This window comes from Streptomyces sp. NPDC029014 (genome assembly GCF_055564695.1).
Genome location: NZ_JBVHVT010000047.1, coordinates 49,232 through 66,778, shown reverse-complemented (window position 1 = coordinate 66,778; position 17,547 = coordinate 49,232). Strand labels below are relative to the sequence as shown.

General features: G+C 77.4%; 8 protein-coding genes. 1 reads left to right on the top strand and 7 read right to left on the bottom strand.

Annotated features, from left to right (window positions below):
- Positions 1–422 precede the first annotated feature (422 nt).
- Complete coding sequence (locus ACZ4VL_RS24880; protein ID WP_468203960.1) at positions 423–3,233, top strand: SpoIIE family protein phosphatase; 2,811 nt, start codon at positions 423–425, stop codon at positions 3,231–3,233.
- Between the two features lie 21 nt (positions 3,234–3,254).
- On the opposite strand, the gene ACZ4VL_RS24875 is transcribed toward ACZ4VL_RS24880, so the two are convergent.
- The 7 genes from ACZ4VL_RS24875 to ACZ4VL_RS24845 all read right to left on the bottom strand — a co-directional run bounded on the left by ACZ4VL_RS24875 (position 3,255) and on the right by ACZ4VL_RS24845 (position 17,008).
- Positions 3,255–5,339, bottom strand: coding sequence for a SpoIIE family protein phosphatase (locus ACZ4VL_RS24875; RefSeq protein ID WP_468203958.1), 2,085 nt, complete (start codon positions 5,337–5,339; stop codon positions 3,255–3,257).
- Positions 5,340–5,394: 55 nt separating this feature from the next.
- Positions 5,395–8,808: a DUF3376 domain-containing protein gene (locus tag ACZ4VL_RS24870; RefSeq protein ID WP_468203956.1), complete on the bottom strand. Its 3,414-nt coding sequence runs from the start codon at positions 8,806–8,808 to the stop codon at positions 5,395–5,397.
- A gap of 20 nt (positions 8,809–8,828) precedes the next feature.
- On the bottom strand, positions 8,829–9,623 hold the full coding sequence (locus tag ACZ4VL_RS24865; RefSeq protein ID WP_468203951.1) for an AfsR/SARP family transcriptional regulator: 795 nt from the start codon (positions 9,621–9,623) through the stop codon (positions 8,829–8,831).
- Positions 9,624–9,701: 78 nt separating this feature from the next.
- Entirely contained in the window at positions 9,702–11,204 is a 1,503-nt protein-coding gene (locus ACZ4VL_RS24860; protein WP_468203949.1) for a hypothetical protein, read from the bottom strand.
- A complete protein-coding gene (locus ACZ4VL_RS24855) occupies positions 11,201–12,673 on the bottom strand; it encodes a hypothetical protein (protein ID WP_468203947.1) in 1,473 nt (490 codons plus the stop codon). Before ACZ4VL_RS24855 ends, ACZ4VL_RS24860 begins: the two co-directional genes overlap by 4 nt.
- Positions 12,670–14,799 (bottom strand): ATP-binding protein, encoded by a 2,130-nt coding sequence (locus ACZ4VL_RS24850; RefSeq protein ID WP_468203945.1) that lies wholly within the window; start codon positions 14,797–14,799, stop codon positions 12,670–12,672. Before ACZ4VL_RS24850 ends, ACZ4VL_RS24855 begins: the two co-directional genes overlap by 4 nt.
- Positions 14,792–17,008, bottom strand: a complete 2,217-nt coding sequence (locus ACZ4VL_RS24845; protein WP_468203942.1) for a hypothetical protein — start codon at positions 17,006–17,008, stop codon at positions 14,792–14,794. Before ACZ4VL_RS24845 ends, ACZ4VL_RS24850 begins: the two co-directional genes overlap by 8 nt.
- Positions 17,009–17,547 lie beyond the last annotated feature (539 nt).

The window sequence follows — 17,547 nt, the reverse complement described above, 5'->3', positions numbered from 1 at the left end:
CTCACTTAGCCCTCCCCTCCATTCCTTTTCCCCCCCCCCCCCCCCCCCACCCCCCCCCCCCCCCCCCCCCCCCCCCCCCCCCCCCCCCCCCCCCCTGCTCCGGCATGTGTGCGGGGGGGGTACCGGCCGCAGCGGAGTGTCGGCGGCCGGGTGGCCCGACGCGGGGGGCGTCGCAGGCCGCGGTGCTCCATATGTACGAGTGCGGCGGTCGCCGGCGGGGGCGGGCGGCCGGCGTTCCGGTGGCGGGGCGGGCGGCGCCCGGGCCGCCCGCCGCCGGTGGGCCGCCGGTCGGGCGGTGGGGTCCGGCGGCCGTGCGGGCTTGCGCAGGGGGTGTCGGCGGGGGCGGCGGGGGCGCCCGTACGGCGGGCGGCGCCGGGTTCGCGGCCACGCGCGAAAGGCCGGGACAGTGTTAGAAATGGCTCATGACCGGACGTTTTGGTCGGCCGCCCGGGGAGCCACCGCCGCCCCGGCTGTCGACCGAGCTCGACCCGGGACTGCTCGCGCGCATCTCCCGGGGTGCCCGCAGCGTCGCCGGTCAGGTCTTCGCGCTCCAGGCTTCGCTGGTGCTGCTGCTGATCACCGCCGCCGCGCTGGCGCTGGTGTTCCAGGCCCGCTACGACGGCGAGCGCGACGCCCGGAACCGCTCCCTCGCGGCCGCCGAGGCCTTCGCCCACGCACCCGGCCTGCCGGCGGCCCTCGACTCGTCCGATCCGACGCGCGCCCTGCAGTCGCTGACGGAGGGCGCCCGCCGGGGCGCGCGCGTCGACTTCATCGCCGTGATGAGCACCAACGGGATCCGCTACACCGACTCGCGGCCGGAGCTGATCGGCTCGCGCGCCGGCGGCGACCTCTCCCGCGCGGTCTCCGGGGAGTCGTTCACCGAGCTGTTCCGCGGGGAGCCCAGCGACGCCGTCCGTGCGGTGGTGCCCGTGCGGGACGCGCACGGGATGGTCGTGGGCCTGGTGGCCACCGGGATAGAGGTGGAGAAGGTCTCGGACGTGGTGGAGGGGCAGCTGCCGCTGCTGCTGGGGGCGGCGGGGGCCGCTCTGCTGCTGGGCACGGCCGGCGCGGCGCTGGTCAGCGGGCGGTTGCGGCGCCAGACCCGGGGCCTGGGCGCGACCGAGATGGCCCGGATGAACGAGCACCACGAGGCGGTGCTGCACGCCGTCCGCGAGGGCGTCCTCATCATCAGCGCCGACCACCGCCTGCTGCTGGCCAACGACGAGGCGCGGCGGCTGCTGGACCTGCCGCCGCGGGCCGAGGGCCGCTACGTCACCGATCTCGGCCTGGACGCCCGCACCACCTCGCTGCTGCTGTCCGGGCGGGTCGCCACCGACGAGGTGCACCTGGCGGGCGACCGGCTCCTCGCCATCAACGTGCGCCCCACCAAGCCGTACCGGGGGCGGCCCACCGGCAGCGTCATGACGCTGCGCGACTCCACGGAGCTCGCCGCGCTCTCCGGCCGCGCCGAGGTGGCCCGGGAGCGGCTCCAGATGCTGTACGAGGCGGGGGTGCGGATCGGGACGACGCTGGACGTGGTGCGCACGGCGGAGGAGCTGACGGAGGTCGCGGTGCCCCGGTTCGCGGACTTCGTGACGGTGGAGCTGCTGGAGCCGGTGCTGCACGGGGACGATCCCGAGCTCACCGCCGGCATGCACTCGGAGATGCGGCGGGCGGCGATGGACGGGGTCCGCACGGACCAGCCGCTGCAGCCGGTGGGCGACCTCATCCGGTTCGACGTGCCGACGGCCCCGATGTCCGCGGCCCTGGACGCCGGGCGGGCGGTGCTCGCGGCGGACCTGAACGCGGCGATGGGCTGGCGGGCGCAGGACGAGGAGGGCACCCGCGAGGCCCTGGAGTACGGGTTGCACTCGCTGATCTCGGTGCCGTTGCAGGCCCGCGGCGTGGTGCTGGGCATGGCGAACTTCTGGCGGGCGGCCGCCACGCCCGACGCGTTCGACGAGGAGGACCTGTCGTTCGCGGAGGAGTTGGGCGCCCGGGCGGCGGTCTCCATCGACAACGCCCGCCGCTACACGCGGGAGCACGCGACGGCGGTCACCCTGCAGCGCAGCCTGCTGCCGCGGGTGCTGCCCGACCAGAGCGCCGTGCACGCGGCCTTCCGGTACCTGCCGGCGAAGGCGGGGGTGGGCGGTGACTGGTTCGACGTGATCCCGCTCGCGGGCACCCGGGTGGCGCTGATCGTCGGCGACGTGGTGGGCCACGGCGTGCACGCGGCGGCCACCATGGGGCGACTGCGGACCGCCGTGCACAACTTCTCCACCCTGGACATGCAGCCGGACGAGCTGCTGGGCCACCTGGACGAGCTGATCGACCGGATCGACCAGAACGAGTCCGCGGCCGCCGCCGGCCCGGACGCCGACGACCCGGCGGGCGAGGCGGCCGCGGTGACCGGCGCGACCTGCCTGTACGCGGTCTACGACCCGGTGTCCGGCAGCTGCACGATGGCGAGCGCGGGGCATCCGGGGCCCGCGCTGGTGTGGCCGGACGGCCGGGTGGAGTTCCCGGAGCTGCCGGTCGGCCTGCCGCTCGGGGTGGGCGGCATGCCGTTCGAGGCGGTGGAGCTGCGCCTGCCGGAGGCGAGCCGGCTGGTCCTGTTCACCGACGGCCTGCTGGAGGACCGCGACCGGGACTTCGACGCGGGCCAGGTGCTGCTGGCCGACACCCTCTCCCGGCGCGGCCGCAGCCCCGACCAGGCCTGCGCGGACGTGCTGGACGCACTGCTGTTCCCGGCGCCGAGCGACGACATCGCCCTGCTGATCGCCGACACCCGGCGGCTGGAGGCCGACCGGATCGCCGAGTGGGAGGTGCCCGCGGACCCGGCGGCCGTCTCCCGGGTGCGGGGGGCGAGCGCCCGGCAGCTGGCCGCGTGGGGGCTGGAGGAGATCGCGTTCGCGGCCGAGCTGATCCTCAGCGAGCTCGTCACCAACGCCATCCGGTACGGGAACGCGCCCATCCGGGTACGGATCCTGCGGGACCGCCAGCTGATCTGCGAGGTGTCCGACGCCAGCAGCACCTCCCCGCACCTGCGGTACGCGGCCACCACCGACGAGGGGGGTCGGGGACTGTTCCTGGTGGCCCAGTACGCGAACCGCTGGGGCACCCGTTACACCGAGCGGGGCAAGGTGATCTGGGCCGAGCTGTCGCTCACGAACGGGGACGGGCCCGCCGTCCCCGCCCCCGACCTCGACGCCCTGGAGGACCTGGCCTGGTGACCCGTACGCCGGCGGCGGGCGCTACCCGGGCCGGCCGGGCTCCAGGTGCCGGACGGCGGCGGTGCGGGCCAGCAGCAGGGCCACGTCGTCCTGCGGGGCGGTCGGCAGCAGGCGGGTCAGGATCGCGTCGCACAGCCGGTCCAGGGGGACGTCCGGGTCGCGCAGGACCCAGCCGAGCTGGGCCATCCCCTGGTCGAGGTCGCGGTCGCGGGCCTCGATGAGCCCGTCGGTGTAGAGCACCAGGAGGCTGCCGGGCGGCAGGGCCACCTCCTCGGTGCGGAACTCGCGGCCGCCGGTGCCCAGGGGGGTGCCGGGCGGGCCGTCGAGGAAGGTGACCTGCCCGCCCGGGGCGGCCACGGCCGGCGGGGGGTGGCCGGCGCGGGCGATGGTGCAGCCGCCCGATGCCGGGTCGTGGACGGCGTACACGCAGGTGGCCATCTCGTCCTCGCCGAGGTCGGCGACCACGGCGTCGAGGGAGCGCAGCAGCTGGGCCGGGGGCACGCCGTGCCGGGCCAGGGTCCGCACGGCGGTGCGGAGCTGGCCCATGACGGCCGCGGCGTGGATGCCGTGCCCCATGACGTCCCCGATGACCAGGCCCGTACGGCCGCCGGACAGCTGGATGACGTCGTACCAGTCGCCGCCGACGTCGTGGTCGCTGGCAGGCAGGTAGCGGCCGGTCAGCTCCAGGCCGGTGACCCGGGGAAGCGCGCTGTTGCTGAGGCTGCGCTGCAGGGTGAGGGCGGCGCGGCGCTGGTTGGTGTACATCCGGGCGTTGTCGATGTTGAGGGCGGCCCGGGCGACGACCTCGTCGATCAGGATGCAGTCCTGCTCGTCGAAGGGCTCGCGGCTGGCCAGCCGGGTCACGGTGACGGCGCCGAGCACGCTGCCGCGGGCGACCAGGGGGATGAGCCGGGCCGAGCCGAGGGTGGCGAGGTAGGCGCGCAGGGGCTCGGCGCGCGGGTCCGGGATGAGGGTGGGGATGTCGGACCGGTACAGGTTCATGGGCCGGCCGGCGGCGATGACCTGCTCGTACACCGTTCCGGCGGGGATCTTGAAGGTCTGGCCGGGCAGCAGCTTCGCGGTGGGTGCGCCCGGATCGGGGAAGACGGCCGCGAGGCGGCGCAGGACGCCGCGGTGCGAGCCGGCGGCGTCGTCGGGGGCGAGGACGGCCTCCAGCAGCTGTACGTCGGCGGAGTCGGCCAGCTGCGGCACCAGGACCTGGGCGATCTCCTCGGCGGTCTGTCGCAGGTCGAGGGTGGTGCCGATGCGGGTGCCTGCCTCGGCGAGCACGGCGAAGCGGCGCCGGGCCCGCTCGGCCTCGATCTGGGCGCGCTGGCTGTCGGTGATGTCGATGAGGGAGGCGATCACGCCGAGCGGGCGGCCGGAGCCGTCGAGGAGCGGGGCGTACGAGCAGGACCAGGTGTGGTCGTGGTCGGGGTCGGCGGGGGTGCGGCCGGTGCGGCGGACGTCGACGACGGCGCTGCCGCGTTCGAGGACCTGCCGCATGGTCGCTTCGAGGGCGTCGGCGTTGACGCCGGGTACGACCTCGGTGAGCCGTTTGCCGAGGTGGCCGGCGGGGCTGACGCCGTTCATCCGGGCGAGTGCGTCGTTGACCCGTACGAACCGCAGGTCGGGGCCGAGGGTGGCGAGACCGATGGGCGACTGGGTGAACAGGCTCTGGAGGGCGGCGAGGGAGTCGCGCATCCGCAGCACCGCGGACGTCTCCACGGCGATCAGCATGGCCCCGGTGCGTCCCTGCGCGTCGGCGGCGGGGACGATCCACATCTCCATGGTGACGCGGTGGCCGTCGCGGTGGCGGACGGGCAGGGTGCCGACGACGGTCTCGCCGGCCTGGACCCGGTGGGTCAGCTCGTCGGCGAGCTCGTGGTTGGCCTCGGGGACGAGCACGTCGGTGCCGGGCCGGCCGAGGATGTCCTCGGGGCGGTGGCCGAGCAGGTCCTGGGCGGCCAGCGACCATTCGACGACGCGGCCGTCGGCGTCCTCCCGCCACAGGGCGATCGGCAGCAGTTCCCGGAGCACACCCGCGTACCCGACAGCCGCGGCCGGCTGCTCCGGGACCTCGCTCGTCGACTGGTAAGCGTCCACCTCACCGACCTCACCCCGGGGGGTCCGATTCCTACCGATTCACCCTATCCGAGCGTCAGGGGGAGGGCCCTGCCTCCTCGCCCCGCGGGCGCGGCCGCGGGTAGAGCCACGGCAGGACGAGCGTCACCCAGCACAGGACGGCGTACAGGATCACCAGGCCCCACCAGCCGCCGAGCGGCCCCCGGCCGAACTGGATCAGCCCGGCCAGCACGCCCGCCGCGGCGGCCGCGGGGAGCAGCTGTTCCCACCGGTCGGCGCCGACCTCCAGCAGGGCCCCGGCGGCGAGGGCGAACGCGGCGCCGACGATCACCGTGCGCCAGCCGGCGCCCACGTCCTGGGGATGGTCCCCGCGCAGCAGCCACAGGGCGAGCGGCGGGCCGGCCGCGAGGACGAGGGCGGTGACGCGGCGCGGCCAGGCCGGGCGGACCAGCCGTCCCGCGGTGCCCGCCAGCGCGGCCATGGCGTACAGGCAGACGGGAACGTGCCCGAGGAGGGAGGACCAGCGGCCGGTGCTGAAGGCGATGCCGGTCCACATCAGCACGGCGGCGGCCAGGGCGTGCCAGGGCGCCAGGACCGCGCACACCAGCGGCAGGTGGAGGAGCGGGTTCAGCGCCTTGAGCACGCCCCGCACCAGGCGGGCGCCGCCCCTTCCGCTGGGCTGGAGGGCCGGCCAGGCGATGAGTCCGGCGCGCAGGGCGGCCCGGCGCGGGTCGCGGGCCCGCAGCAGTCGTCCGACGCCCTCGGCGCCGATCTCGCGGAATGCACCGAGGGCTCCGTCGAAGGCGCCGGGTGCCAGGGGCGGCGGGGCGGGCGGGGCGGGCGGCGGGCGGTTGCCGCCGTGCGGGCCGGTGCGGTGCAGGTCGGCGATGAGGGGGAGTTCCTCGTCGAGGACCTCGCGCTGGCGCAGCTGGGTGAGGACGCCCCGTACGCGGTCCCAGGGCGGCAGGTCGGGGGCGGTCACGACGTCGGCCGCCCAGGCCTCCATGAACGCCGATCCGAGTCCGGTCGCCTCGGCGACGCTCTCCCCGAGGGCCGCGGGGTCCCCGATGCCGCCGAAGGCCGCCTCCAGGCGCTCGTCGGTGGCGACCACGGAGACGAGTGAGGCGGCGCCGTCGAGGCGGCCCCAGGTCCAGTCGCTCATCCGCCAGCGGGCGCTGAGGAAGGCGGCGAAGTTGCTGAGCTGGTTGCCGCTGAGCTTGGCCTTGACCAGGTCCTTCGGCGAGTTCTGGTCCACCCCGTGCAGGACGGTGGCGGTCGCCCAGCTGGTGTTGGCCGCGGAGACGGTGTGGAAGGAGAGGTCCGTGCCCTCGGACAGCGGGCCCGGACGCAGCGGCCCGAGCAGCACCTCGGCGAAGGCCAGGGCGTCGGCCATGGTCGGGAACCCGGTGCCGACGGCCTCCTCCAGGGCCTCGTAGCCGTCGGTGCCGGCCGGCAGGGCCGCGCCGATCGCACCGGCCAGCTCGGCGAGCCGCTCCCACAGGCCGCTGTAGACGTCCGCGAGCGGTGCGGGGGCGGCTGCGCGCGCCACCGGGGCCGGGGGCGGGGGCGGGGGGCCGCCGGTCACGGCCTGGGCCAGGTTGACCGCCCAGGTGTTCCATTGGCCCGGGTCGGCCCCGGGCGGCGGGAGGACCGGCATCAGGGCGCCGAGCCCGAGGGTGGCGGCCTGGTACGGGGCGGCCGCGTCGGCGGGGACCAGACCCAGGGCGAGCTCGTCGCGGTAGGTGGCGAGCAGCAGGCGGTCCCGCGCGGCGATCAGCGTGGCGACGGCGAACCGGAACGCGTAGAGCCGCCGCCGCAGGTCCTCGGCCAGGGCGGGGTCGACCGGGGATCCGCCGGTCTCCCAGGCCCGGACCCAGTCCATGAGCAGCCGCACCGTACGGGCCAGGGCCAGGGGGGAGTGGCCCGGTTCGGGGAGCGCGCCGGACCCCTCGGGCAGCACCAGCCCGGCCGCGGTCTCCCGCGCGCGCAGCCGCCCGAAGAGGGTGACCGAACCCGGGCCGGTCGCGTCCAGCGGCTCCAGCGGGCCGGGGCCGGCCGGCAGTGGCAGCCCGTCCGGGCCGGTGACCTCGGCGGGGTCCTCCAGCAGCCGGATCAGGCGGGCCGCCTCGGCCAGGCCCACCTTGGCACGGTACCCGGGGAGCCGGGCCAGGGCCGCGGCCTGGAGCTCCTCCAGGGCCGGCGGCAGGACCCCGGCGGCGCTCTGCCGCTGCTGGGCCGCGGCCGCGGCGGCCTGCATCTCCAGGGCGTCGTCACGGAGGGACTCGCTGCCGACCTTCACCGCCAGGGAGGCCGCGGCGGTGCGCACGAGCCGCGGAACGCGGCGGCTGGTGCCGCGCTCGGGCGGCGGCGGGAACGGCGGAACGGGCTGGAGGAACAGCAGCCACCGCTCGGCCGGGCGGTCCGTGGGGGCGGCGGCGACGGCCCGGACGGCCCAGGCGACGGGGATGTTGTCGAGCAGCCCGCCGTCCATGAGTTCGATGCAGCCGCCCAGGTTCTCGTCCGGGTAGCCGGACTCGCTGCTGACGCCCCGCATGTCCACGGGCAGCGGGTCGGTGAACGGCTGGGCGCCGTTGCCCACGTACATCCGGCCCGGTTCGAAGGCGCCGGGGAAGGAGGAGGTGGTGCGGGCGGCGTACGCCAGCCGGTTCAGGGCGGTCTCGCGGGCCGCGCCGGTGGCGTCGTCGGGGAAGTCCGTCAGGGCGTAGCGGTGCCGGAAGCGGAAGTAGGCGTTGGACCGGCCGACCAGGAGCGGCCGGCCGAGGGTGGGGCGCACCCAGTCGCGGCGGGGCCGCAGCCGGGTCGCGGTGAGGATCAGCCGGAGCGAGGCGGGGGCCTTCCAGTTCGGTGGGGCCTGGTCGACGAGGGCGCCGAGGGAGGCCCGCAGTTCCCGGTAGAAGACCTCGTCGCCGCGCAGGAGCGAGGCCGGCAGGCGGAACGGGAGCGAGCGGCGGAGCAGCCCTTCGAGGTCGCCGAGGCGCAGCCACAGGTCGCGGACGCCCGCGCCGAAGGGCATTCCGTAGACGAGGTGGCAGGCCATCAGGACGCCGTTGAGGCCGCCGGCGCTGGTACCGACGAGGACGTCGATGTCGACGTGGTCGTAGCCGCAGGCCTGGAGCAGGCCGCGGTAGACGCCCTCCCCGGGGCCCCGGACCGGCACTTGGCCCGGGTCCGGTCCCCCGCCCGCGCCCTGGCCCTGGAACTGGCCCTGGCCCTGGCCCTGGCCCTGGCCCTGGCCCTGGCCCTGGCCCTGGCCCTGGCCCTGGCTGTGACCCGGGCCCGGGGTACCGCCTTCCGGGGTGCCCGGCTCCGGGGCGGCCTCCGGCTCCGGCGTCGCCGCCGGAGCCGCCGCCCTCAGGGCCGCCGTCTCGCAACACGCCCCGCCCATCCACACGGCGAGGCTGACCCCGCCCCGCATCGCGAGGGCGAGCCGCAGCTCGGAGCTGTGCCCGCCCAGTGGGTCGTCGCTCATGCCCCCAGCTTGGCCCGGGATCAGGCGTGCCGCACCCGGGCGGCGAGGACCTCGCGGGAGCGGGTGGCGGTGCGGCAGAAGTCGCGTATGAGTGCCGAGAGTTCGCGCCCCGGTTCCACGCCGAGTTCGCGCCGGACGAGGGCGCGGTAGGAGTCGTACGCCCGCATGGCCTCCACCAGGTTGCCCTCCGCCAAGTGCGCCTGTATGAGGGCCCGCTGACCGCTCTCGCGCAGTGGTTCGGCGCTGACCGCGACCAGCGCGGACTCCACCGCCTCGGCGTGCCGTCCGACGCGGCCGAGTTCGCGGCTGAGCGCCTCCAGGGCGTGCAGCAGCCGCTGGCGCACCCGTTCGCGTTCGAGCAGCACCCAGTCGTCGTACCAGCCCGGCAGCAGGTCGAGGGCGTCCGTGCGCCATTTCAGCGCGGAGAGGTCCTGGGCGGTGGCGGTGCCGTTGATGAGCCGGCCGGCCCATCCGTACAGCACGTACAGGTCGACCACCGTGTGCTCGCGGACGGAGAGCGAACACTTGTCGGAGTCGAGCAGGTCGATGCCGGCGGCCTTGAGCCGCCACAGTGCGGACCGCAGGTTTCCCGCCGCCCGCAGGTCGTCCCCGGACGGCCACAGCGTGCCCGCCGCGTGCCTGCGCTCGACCCGGCCCCCGTTGAGCGCGACGAACGCCAGCAGTCGCTTCCCCCCTTCCGGGACGTCCAGCCATCTCCCCTGGTGGACCACGCGCGGGCCGCCGAGGAGATGGAGCATCGGCGCCTCACCCGCCCCGGGAGTACGGGACGGAGACTCGAGGAACTGTTGGTTCATGGGCGGTCCTCCCGCAGAGAAGTCCGACCGCCCATGCTATGCGCAGACCGTCACGGATCAGTCACCGAGTGCTACAGTTCACCCTTGGCCTCCGCCCCGCGCCCGCGCGGGGCCGGCCGTGCCGCGGCCGGGACCGTAGCTGCCCGGGCTGTAACAGATGCGGCGGCGGCTGCGGACGAACGCGACCCAGTCGCCGGCCGGCTCCCCCTCGTCGTCCACGGGGACGAGGATGTCGAGGTAGGAGGGTGTGTCGAGCCTGATCCGGTCGCGGTTGCGGGCTTCCTCGACGGCCTCGGCGATGTCCGCAGCGCCGCACCGGCAGTACCGCAGGTACGCCTGCGGCCCGAGCAGGGTCTCGATCCGGCCCGGCACGCTGCGGTCCGCGCCGCCACCGTTCCCGACGTCCCCACCTCCGTCCCCGTCCCCGTCCCCGTCCCCGTCGCCGTCGCCGTCGCCGTCCTCGGGGTCGTCGTCGGCGCGGACCGGAAGGTATCCGGCCGGCGGCAGTTCGGCGATGCCCAACTGCTCCAGCGAGTACGGGCCTTCGGCCGCCGCCGCGGGTACCGCGCCCACCGCGGCCGCGGTGGGGCCGCCGTGCGCGCCGAGGTCCGCGACGATCCGGGCCACCTCGCGGCCGAGCTGGTCCTTGGTGTGGGTCCTGAGGAACTGCTGGTCGCCGAGGACGGCGAGCTGCTCCAGCAGCGGCCCCAACTCGGGCCCGGCGGCCGCGGGCTCCGTCCCCGGCGTCTCCCGGGCAGCCGCCCGGGCCGCCGCCCGGGTCCCCAGAACCTGTGCCAACTGGCTCTGGAACTGCAGGATCTGGGCGGTGTAGACGTCCCAGGGGCGCATTCCGAGCCGCGACTGCCAGTACCGGTACGGTGGGGCCGCACCGCGGTCCCGGCGGGCGGTCCACACGTCGGCCTCGAAGCCGTCGGCGGTGCCGGGGACGCGCAGCAGCACCGCGAGGCGGACGGCCGTCGGCCGGCCGGGGGCGACGGCCGGCGGCCCCCAGGTGCCCGGCAGGGTGGCGGCGGCGCTGCCGTACGGCCAGGCGGAGTGCGCCGTGCGCTCGGCCCCGAAGACGCGTGAAGCGAGGAAGTTGCGCCGGGAGGCGGGAAGTTGTCCGTCGAGGCCGCGCTCGCGGTCCTCCACCAGCCGGATCCGCACCCCCTCGGCGGTGTACGGGTGGCGGGTCGTGCCCGTCCCGGAGCACGGGTCGTCGCAGTAGCTGCCCTGGACGGGGGCGTCGCCGTGGTCCCGGGTGGCGGGGGCGACCTCGACCCACCAGAACCCGTCCAGCCCGGGCGTGAGACCGGTGAGCGGGATCGTCACCAGCCGCTCGGAACGCAGCGGCCGCCCCTCTGCGTTGACGGCGAGGCCGGCGCCGACCCGCAGCGTGCCGTCCTGGACGGTGACCTCGTATCCCTCGACGACGCCGGGGCCGGCGGCGGCGCCGACGGCGAGGGCGAGTCCCCGGGCGTAGTCCTGGATGAGGTTGAGGTGTTCGGCCCGCAGGAACAGGCCGTCGAAGGCGTTGAGCCGGTCGATGCCGCCGTCGGCGGTCCCTTCGGTGATCGTCATTCCTCGGTCCTTTCGGGGGCAGCCCCGCGCGGCAGGCGCACGGTGACGACGGCGTCGTGGCCCTCGTCGAGGGTGCCCGGCGGGCCGCCGGCCGGGCCGGCGAAAGGGGCGCGGGGGGCGTCGCCGTACAGCGGTGTGGGGCCGGTGCCGCGGATGCGGATGCGGACGGTCTCGTACGCGGGCCGCTGGTCGAGGTCGACCCGTACGCGCAGGCCGTCCGCGGAGATCCGGATCCCGGCGACCTCGTCGGTGGCCCAGCCGCGGCCGCCGTCGGAGAGGGAGGTGATCTCGACGCCTCCCGGTTCGGCGCAGCCGGGGGCGAGGGGTGCGGTGACGTCGAAGGTGAGCACGGTGTGCTCCCGGCTCCAGGAGACGGAGTCGCGGAGCAGGCGGGGGCCGCCGGCGTCCGCCTCGGGGAGGGCGCCGACCAGCCCGGGGGCGAGGCCGCAGGTCAGCTCCTGGAGGGTGGTGGTGGGCAGGACGGCGGTGCGCACGGACGGGTCGACGCGCACCTCCTCGACGCGCACGCAGCCGTCGTACTGGGTGAACTCGACGGTGAGGCGGGCCAGGACGACCGCCGCCCGCTCCTCGGTCACGGGAGCCCGGGGCGGGCAGGCGTCGCCCTCCTCGCACTGCGGTGCCAGCTCGGTGGCGTCCGCGGCGGCGAGCCGGCGGAAGGCGGCGAGCAGCGCCGGGGCCCGCTGGTGCGCGGGGACCCGGGCGACCTCGGCCGCCTCGCGGAGCGCCTCCCGGCCGGCGGCGTCACCCTCGCCGGCCTCCTCCAGGCCGAGCAGGACCCGTACGCGGTGGTACGGGCGCCAGGGCTCGGGAGGGAGGGCGCGGACGGTGACCGCGGCCGTCTCGACGGTCCGGGAGAAGTCGTCGTGACGGCGCGTCACGTCGCAGGGATCGGCCAGGGCCGGCACCGGACGGTCGGGGCAGGAGGCGAACTCGGCGACGACCCAGGCCTCGGCGGTGCGACGGCACGGCGGGCAGGGCTCTTCGTCCTCGGCGGGTCGGGTGGAGGGCCCGTCCGGGTTCTGCTCGGCCCAGTCCGCCGCCCACCGGCCGAGGGAGAGGCACCAGCGCGCCTCCAGGTTGAGTTCGCGGCCCAGGCCGTCGACGGCCAGCCCGGGCAGGACGGCCAGTTCGTCGCCGTCCCGGGCGACCCCCAGGCCCCAGATCACGCCCGGGCCGTGCAGCCAGGCGTGATGGAGCATGAGCTTGCCGCGCGGATTGCCCATGAGGACGCGGAAGTCGTCCTCGCCGAGGAGCATGCCGAAGGCCACCCGCAGGGCCAGGAAGGGGTTGGCGGGCAGCTCCTCCCCGCCGCAAGGGGCGGTTCCGCAGGGGCCGGTTCCGCAGGGGGCGTTTCCGGGCGAGGGTCCGGTGGGCAGGTCCGGGGCGGACGCGCCGCCTCCGCTGCAGCCGCAGCCGCACGGGGCGCCGCCGGTGCCGAGGGCCGTCATGGGTTCTCCTTCCGGGTGAGCCTGTCGCTCGCCGCGTCTGCCGCGGCCAGTGCCTGCGCGGCCCGGCGGTCCGCGCCGGGGCCGCCCGGGGTGACCGGGTCCCCGGGGAAGGGCCGGCCCGCCTTGCCGTACTCGCGCCGCATCGCGTCGGCCAGGTGGGCCTGCCGGACCTGCCCGGCCTCGTCGGCCGCCCGGAACGCCGCCCCGATCGCGGCGTTGCGGATCCAGCCGCCCGGCACCGGGTAGCACTGCGCGAGGGCGGCGAGGTCGACGTCGGCGTGCCGGAGGGCGGCCGGCAGGTGCAGGTCCCACATGCGGTGCCGGCCCGCCCCGTCGGGCAGCGGGAACTCCACGACGAAGTCCATGCGGCGGATGAAGGCCGCGTCGATGTTCTGCCGCAGGTTGGTCGTCAGGACGGCCAGGCCGTCGAACCGGTCGAGCCGCTGGAGCAGGTACGCGGTCTCCATGTTCGCGAACCGGTCGTTGGCCTCGGAGATCTCGGTGCGGGTCCCGAACAGGGCGTCGGCCTCGTCCAGCAGGAACACCGCCTGGGTGCGCTCGGCCGCCTCGAAGCAGGCGGCCAGGTTCTTCTCCGTCTCGCCGATGTACTTGGACACCAGCTCGGAGCCGTCGACGACCAGCAGGTCCCGGCCGGCCTCGGTGGCCAGCACCTCGGCGGCCAGCGACTTGCCGGTGCCGGGCGGGCCGGTCAGCAGGAGCCGTACGCCGCGCGAGGCCCGGGCGGCCTCCCGCAGCCGCCAGTCGTCGAGGACCAGCGCCTGGTGGCGCAGCCGGGCGACCGCGTCCCGCAGTTGGCCGTCGGCCTCCGCGGACAGCACGAGCCGGGACCAGGGGGCCCGCGGGCCGACCAGGTCGACGCCCGGGGGCAGCAGGGCCCCGGCCCGGGCCCGGATGGCTCCGGACACGTCCGGCCGGCCGCCGTCCCCGCTGTCCCCGTCGGGCCGGGCGAGGGCGGCGCGGCTGCGGATGTCGAGGGCGACCTGGGCGGTGAGAGCCGGGTCCAGGGGATGACGGGCCGCCAGCTCCGGTGCCCGGGCGGCGGCTTCGGGCAGCGCCGCCCGCCAGGCTCGGCGCCGGTCCGCGACCCCGACCGGGCCGGCGGGCACGGTGAGTACGGGCCGCTGCGGGCCGGGGCGTACGGCGCCGGGCGGGGCGCACACCAGCAGCGGCCCCGGGATGCGGTCCACGGCGGGGGTGACCGGGCCCGCTCCGGCCGGCGGAGCGGCGACCACCAGCAGCGGCACGGCTCCCCGGACGGCGGCGTGCAACCCGAGCAGGCCCAGGGCCGCCGGGTCCTCGGGGCGGGCGCGGGCGGCGAACACGCCGAGCCCGGCGGCGTCGGCGAGGGCGGCACAGCGGCTGAGGGCGACGGTCTCGTCGCGGGCGCTGACGAGGAGGGTACGGGGCGCGCGGGAGCGTAGCGCGGCGACCGCCCGGACGCTCTCGGGCAGCGCGAGCCAGCCGTCCAACCCGGGCACGGGCGCGCCGGCGTCGGCCGGCTCCAGCGCGGCGGGCCGGGCGGGGTGGCCGTGCAGGGCCTCCCACAGCTGGTCGGCGAGGGTCAGGGAACGCTCGTGGAAGGGGCCGTCACCGGTCAGCGCGAGCAGCCCGGCGCGCACGGCGGGTCCCTCGTGGAGCAGCCGCCGCAGGGCGACACGGTCGGGGGCGGCGGCGCCGATGGCGCCGGTGGCGCCGGTGGCGCCGGTGGCGCCGGTGGCGGTGCGGGCGGCGCAGTCGATGAGGAGCCCGGCGAGGCCGACGCTGGGGTGCGGGGCGCCGGCCGGGTGCATGGTGCGGAAGGTACGGGCGAGGCCCTCGTGCTCCTCGGGGAGCCCCGCGAACAGCACGAGCTCGGCCTCCAGGGCACCGAGCCCGTACCAGCGCACGAGCCGCTCGAACGGCGTCCGACCGGGGGCGGATCCGGAGCCCTGGCCGGGGGCGGCCGGGCCGGGGGCGCGGCGCTCGGCCGCCGCGGCCCAGTCGCGCAGGAAGGCGGCGGGCTCGGCACCGGCCTCCTCGCTGCACGTGGCCTCCAGCAGCTCGGCGACGCGCACGGCGACGGCGGCGGCCCGGACCGACAGGTCACGGCTGGTGCGGTCAGACATAGCGGTACCTCACGACGGCTCCGAGCCAGCCGACCCAGCCCGGATCGAGGTCCAGCCCGGCCCGCCGCACCCGCGGATCCGCGTCCCCGACGGCCAGCACCACCTCGATCCACCCGGCCTCGGCCACCACCCGCCCCCGCCGCCGCGCCACGAAGCCGACCACGCGGAGCGCGTCCGCAGCGGCCACGTCGGAGGGCGCGCCGACCACCACGGGCTCCCCCTGGCCGCCTGCAACGCCCGGCCCGAGCGCCCTGCCCGCACCGCCCGGGCCGACCGCGGGAACGGAGGCCCACGCGCCCCCGGCCGCGCCCGACGCCGCGGGCGACGCGGACGGCTCGGCCGCGCCCGACACCGGCGGGGACGCCGGCAAGCCGAGCGCCGAAGCCGACGGGGTGCCCGCGTCGTGCAGCGGAACCGCATCCGGGTGGCACGTGGCAGTCGGAACGCCCGAATCCGGCAGTGCCGACGGTGCCCGGGCCCCGATGCCGGTCTCCACCGCCGCCGGCACTGCGTCCGGCGTGGGTGCCGTGGCGGCCGGGGCCGGGGCCGGTTCGGCGATGCCGGAACCCGTACCCCCGCCGAACACCGGACCTTCGGAACCGGACCCCGCATCCGAAACCGGCGCTGCCGGCAGGGCCGGGGCTGCGGGGTCGGTCCCCGCCAGCGGCACGGGCGGTGGGGCCGTCGCGGCGGGGGTGGCGGGGCCGGCAGCCGCAACGGGCGTGGACGGCTCTGCCGTTGCGGTCAGGCGGGTGGCGGTGGAGCGGGCCCAGGCGGTGGCGAGGGCGTCGATCCGGGCCCGCTCGGCGGGTGTCGGCGGGTCGGCGGCCAGGACGCGGGCGGCCCGGGCCCGGTCGAGGCCGGCGAGGGCGAGGGCGGCCGGGTCGTCCACGGGCGCGGCGGGTACGAGGGCGCGCGCGACCGCGTACAGCACCCAGGGCAACGGCCGTGCGGCGAGGGCGGGATCCTCCAGGACCCGGTCCGGGAGACCGGCCTCGGCCGCCGTGGCCAGCAGGAACGGCAGCCCGGCCCAGTCGGTCAGCAGGCCCTCGGCCGGCGGCGACGGCTCCGCTGGCGGCCCGGGGGCGGGTTCAGGGCGCGTCTGCGCCGCCGGGAGGTCCGCCGGCCCGGGAACGCGTACGGGTGCCCGCGCGGCGGAGGTGTCCGGCGCCGGGGCGCGGAGGCCGGGCCCGACCACGTCGGGGGCGTCGGGCCGCGCGCCGTCCACCGCCTCCCCGTACGGGGCCGGGGGCAGCACCTCGCGACCCGTCGGCTCGGCGGGCGACGGTCGGGTGGGAGCCTCCCGCTCCGACTCGGGCCCCGACGCCGACGGCCGGGGTTCGGCGCCGAACCGGGTCGGCATGCCGTCGGGCGCGCCCAACGCGTCGGCGAGCAGGCGGTGCAGTCCCGGGCGCGCCCCCGGCCGGTGCAGTGCGGAGGGATCGGTCTCGGCGAGGACGAGCACGGCCCAGGCGGCTGCGGTCGGTTCGGCCGGGCGCAGCCGGGCTGCCCGTACGAGGGCGGCGAACCGGGATCCGCCCCACAGGGTCCTGGCCAGCGCACGGGTGGCGGGGTCGGGGGCCGTGCCGCCGGCCGGGAAGGGGACGTTGTCGGTCGCGAATGCGGCCAGCCGCTGCCAGCCGCGCTGCCCCAGGGCCCGGTCCAGGGGAGCCACCCCGCAGCGTTCGGCGGCGCGGAGCACGGTCGCGGCGGCCTGTCGCGGGTGGCGCTCCAGCACGGCGAGCACTGCTTCGCCCGGAGCCGCCCCCGGTGCAGGGTCGTCGGGGTGGACGAGGCCGGTCTGGCGCCAGGCCCAGAGCCGTTCGAGGCGCCGGGCGGCGATGCCGGTGACGGCGTCGGCGAGCAGGTCGGCGTCGCTGCGGTAGTGCACGGCGGCGCCGCGGTCCTCCCGCACGGTCCGCTCGATCGCGGCGGCGACGGCCCGGGACCAGTCGCGGGCGAGCGCCGGGTCGGGGCGGTCCAGGTCGAGGGGCAGGGTCAGGTCGAGCCGGGCCAGGCACCACCGCCCGGGCGGCAGCGCGAGGGCGCGCAGGGCCGCCGCGAGGTGGCCGTCGACGGCGTGCCGCAGCGGACCGCGCAGCCGGTCCGGTGCGGGCGGCGCCTCTCCGGGTTCGTACCGCAGCGTGGCGGACAGCCGCCCGACGACCAGCGCCGGCCCCGCCGCACCTTCCAGCCGCCCTTCGCTCACCGCACCCACCCCACCCCGTCGCCCGCAGCTCCCCCACCCGGCCGAACCACCGCGCCCGTCCGGCGCATACGCCGCGACGCCTCCACACCGGGCACCCCCGGCGGAACCTCGCTACCCGTCCGGCCCGCACGCCGCGAACCCGCCGGACCCGGATCCCCGCTCGGCCGGCACCTGCGCGGTGCGCGGTCGGCCGCACCCGCCATGCCCGGTGCGTCCGCGGACCGCGGGCGGGCGGGCCGTGACGGCGCGCCCGGCGCGGAGTGCCCGTTCACGGCGTTCACCGGGCCCGTCCCGGGCACATCCCGCTGCCCAGCGGGTGCGTCCGCGCCGGCTTCGCCCCAGCGGCCCGTGCCGTGCGGCCGGGCCGGCAGTCGCGGTGCACGCGACCGGTCGGGGGTGGCCGCCGCCCGCGAAGTCCCGGACGGGGCGGGCGCGTGCGGGCAGGCCGGGACGTGCGGGGCGGGGGCCCCCGGCGTCCCGGATGAGGTGAGCGGCCGGCCGCAGAGCCCGGGAACGCTGCGCGCACCGCGCGCCACCGG

Coding starts and splice junctions, on each gene's coding strand:
- ACZ4VL_RS24880 (WP_468203960.1), top strand. CDS start 423: ATGACCGGACGTTTTGGTCGGCCGCCCGGGGAGCCACCGCCGCCCCGG.
- ACZ4VL_RS24860 (WP_468203949.1), bottom strand. CDS start 11,204: ATGACGATCACCGAAGGGACCGCCGACGGCGGCATCGACCGGCTCAAC.
- ACZ4VL_RS24850 (WP_468203945.1), bottom strand. CDS start 14,799: ATGTCTGACCGCACCAGCCGTGACCTGTCGGTCCGGGCCGCCGCCGTC.
- ACZ4VL_RS24855 (WP_468203947.1), bottom strand. CDS start 12,673: ATGACGGCCCTCGGCACCGGCGGCGCCCCGTGCGGCTGCGGCTGCAGC.
- ACZ4VL_RS24865 (WP_468203951.1), bottom strand. CDS start 9,623: ATGAACCAACAGTTCCTCGAGTCTCCGTCCCGTACTCCCGGGGCGGGT.
- ACZ4VL_RS24870 (WP_468203956.1), bottom strand. CDS start 8,808: ATGAGCGACGACCCACTGGGCGGGCACAGCTCCGAGCTGCGGCTCGCC.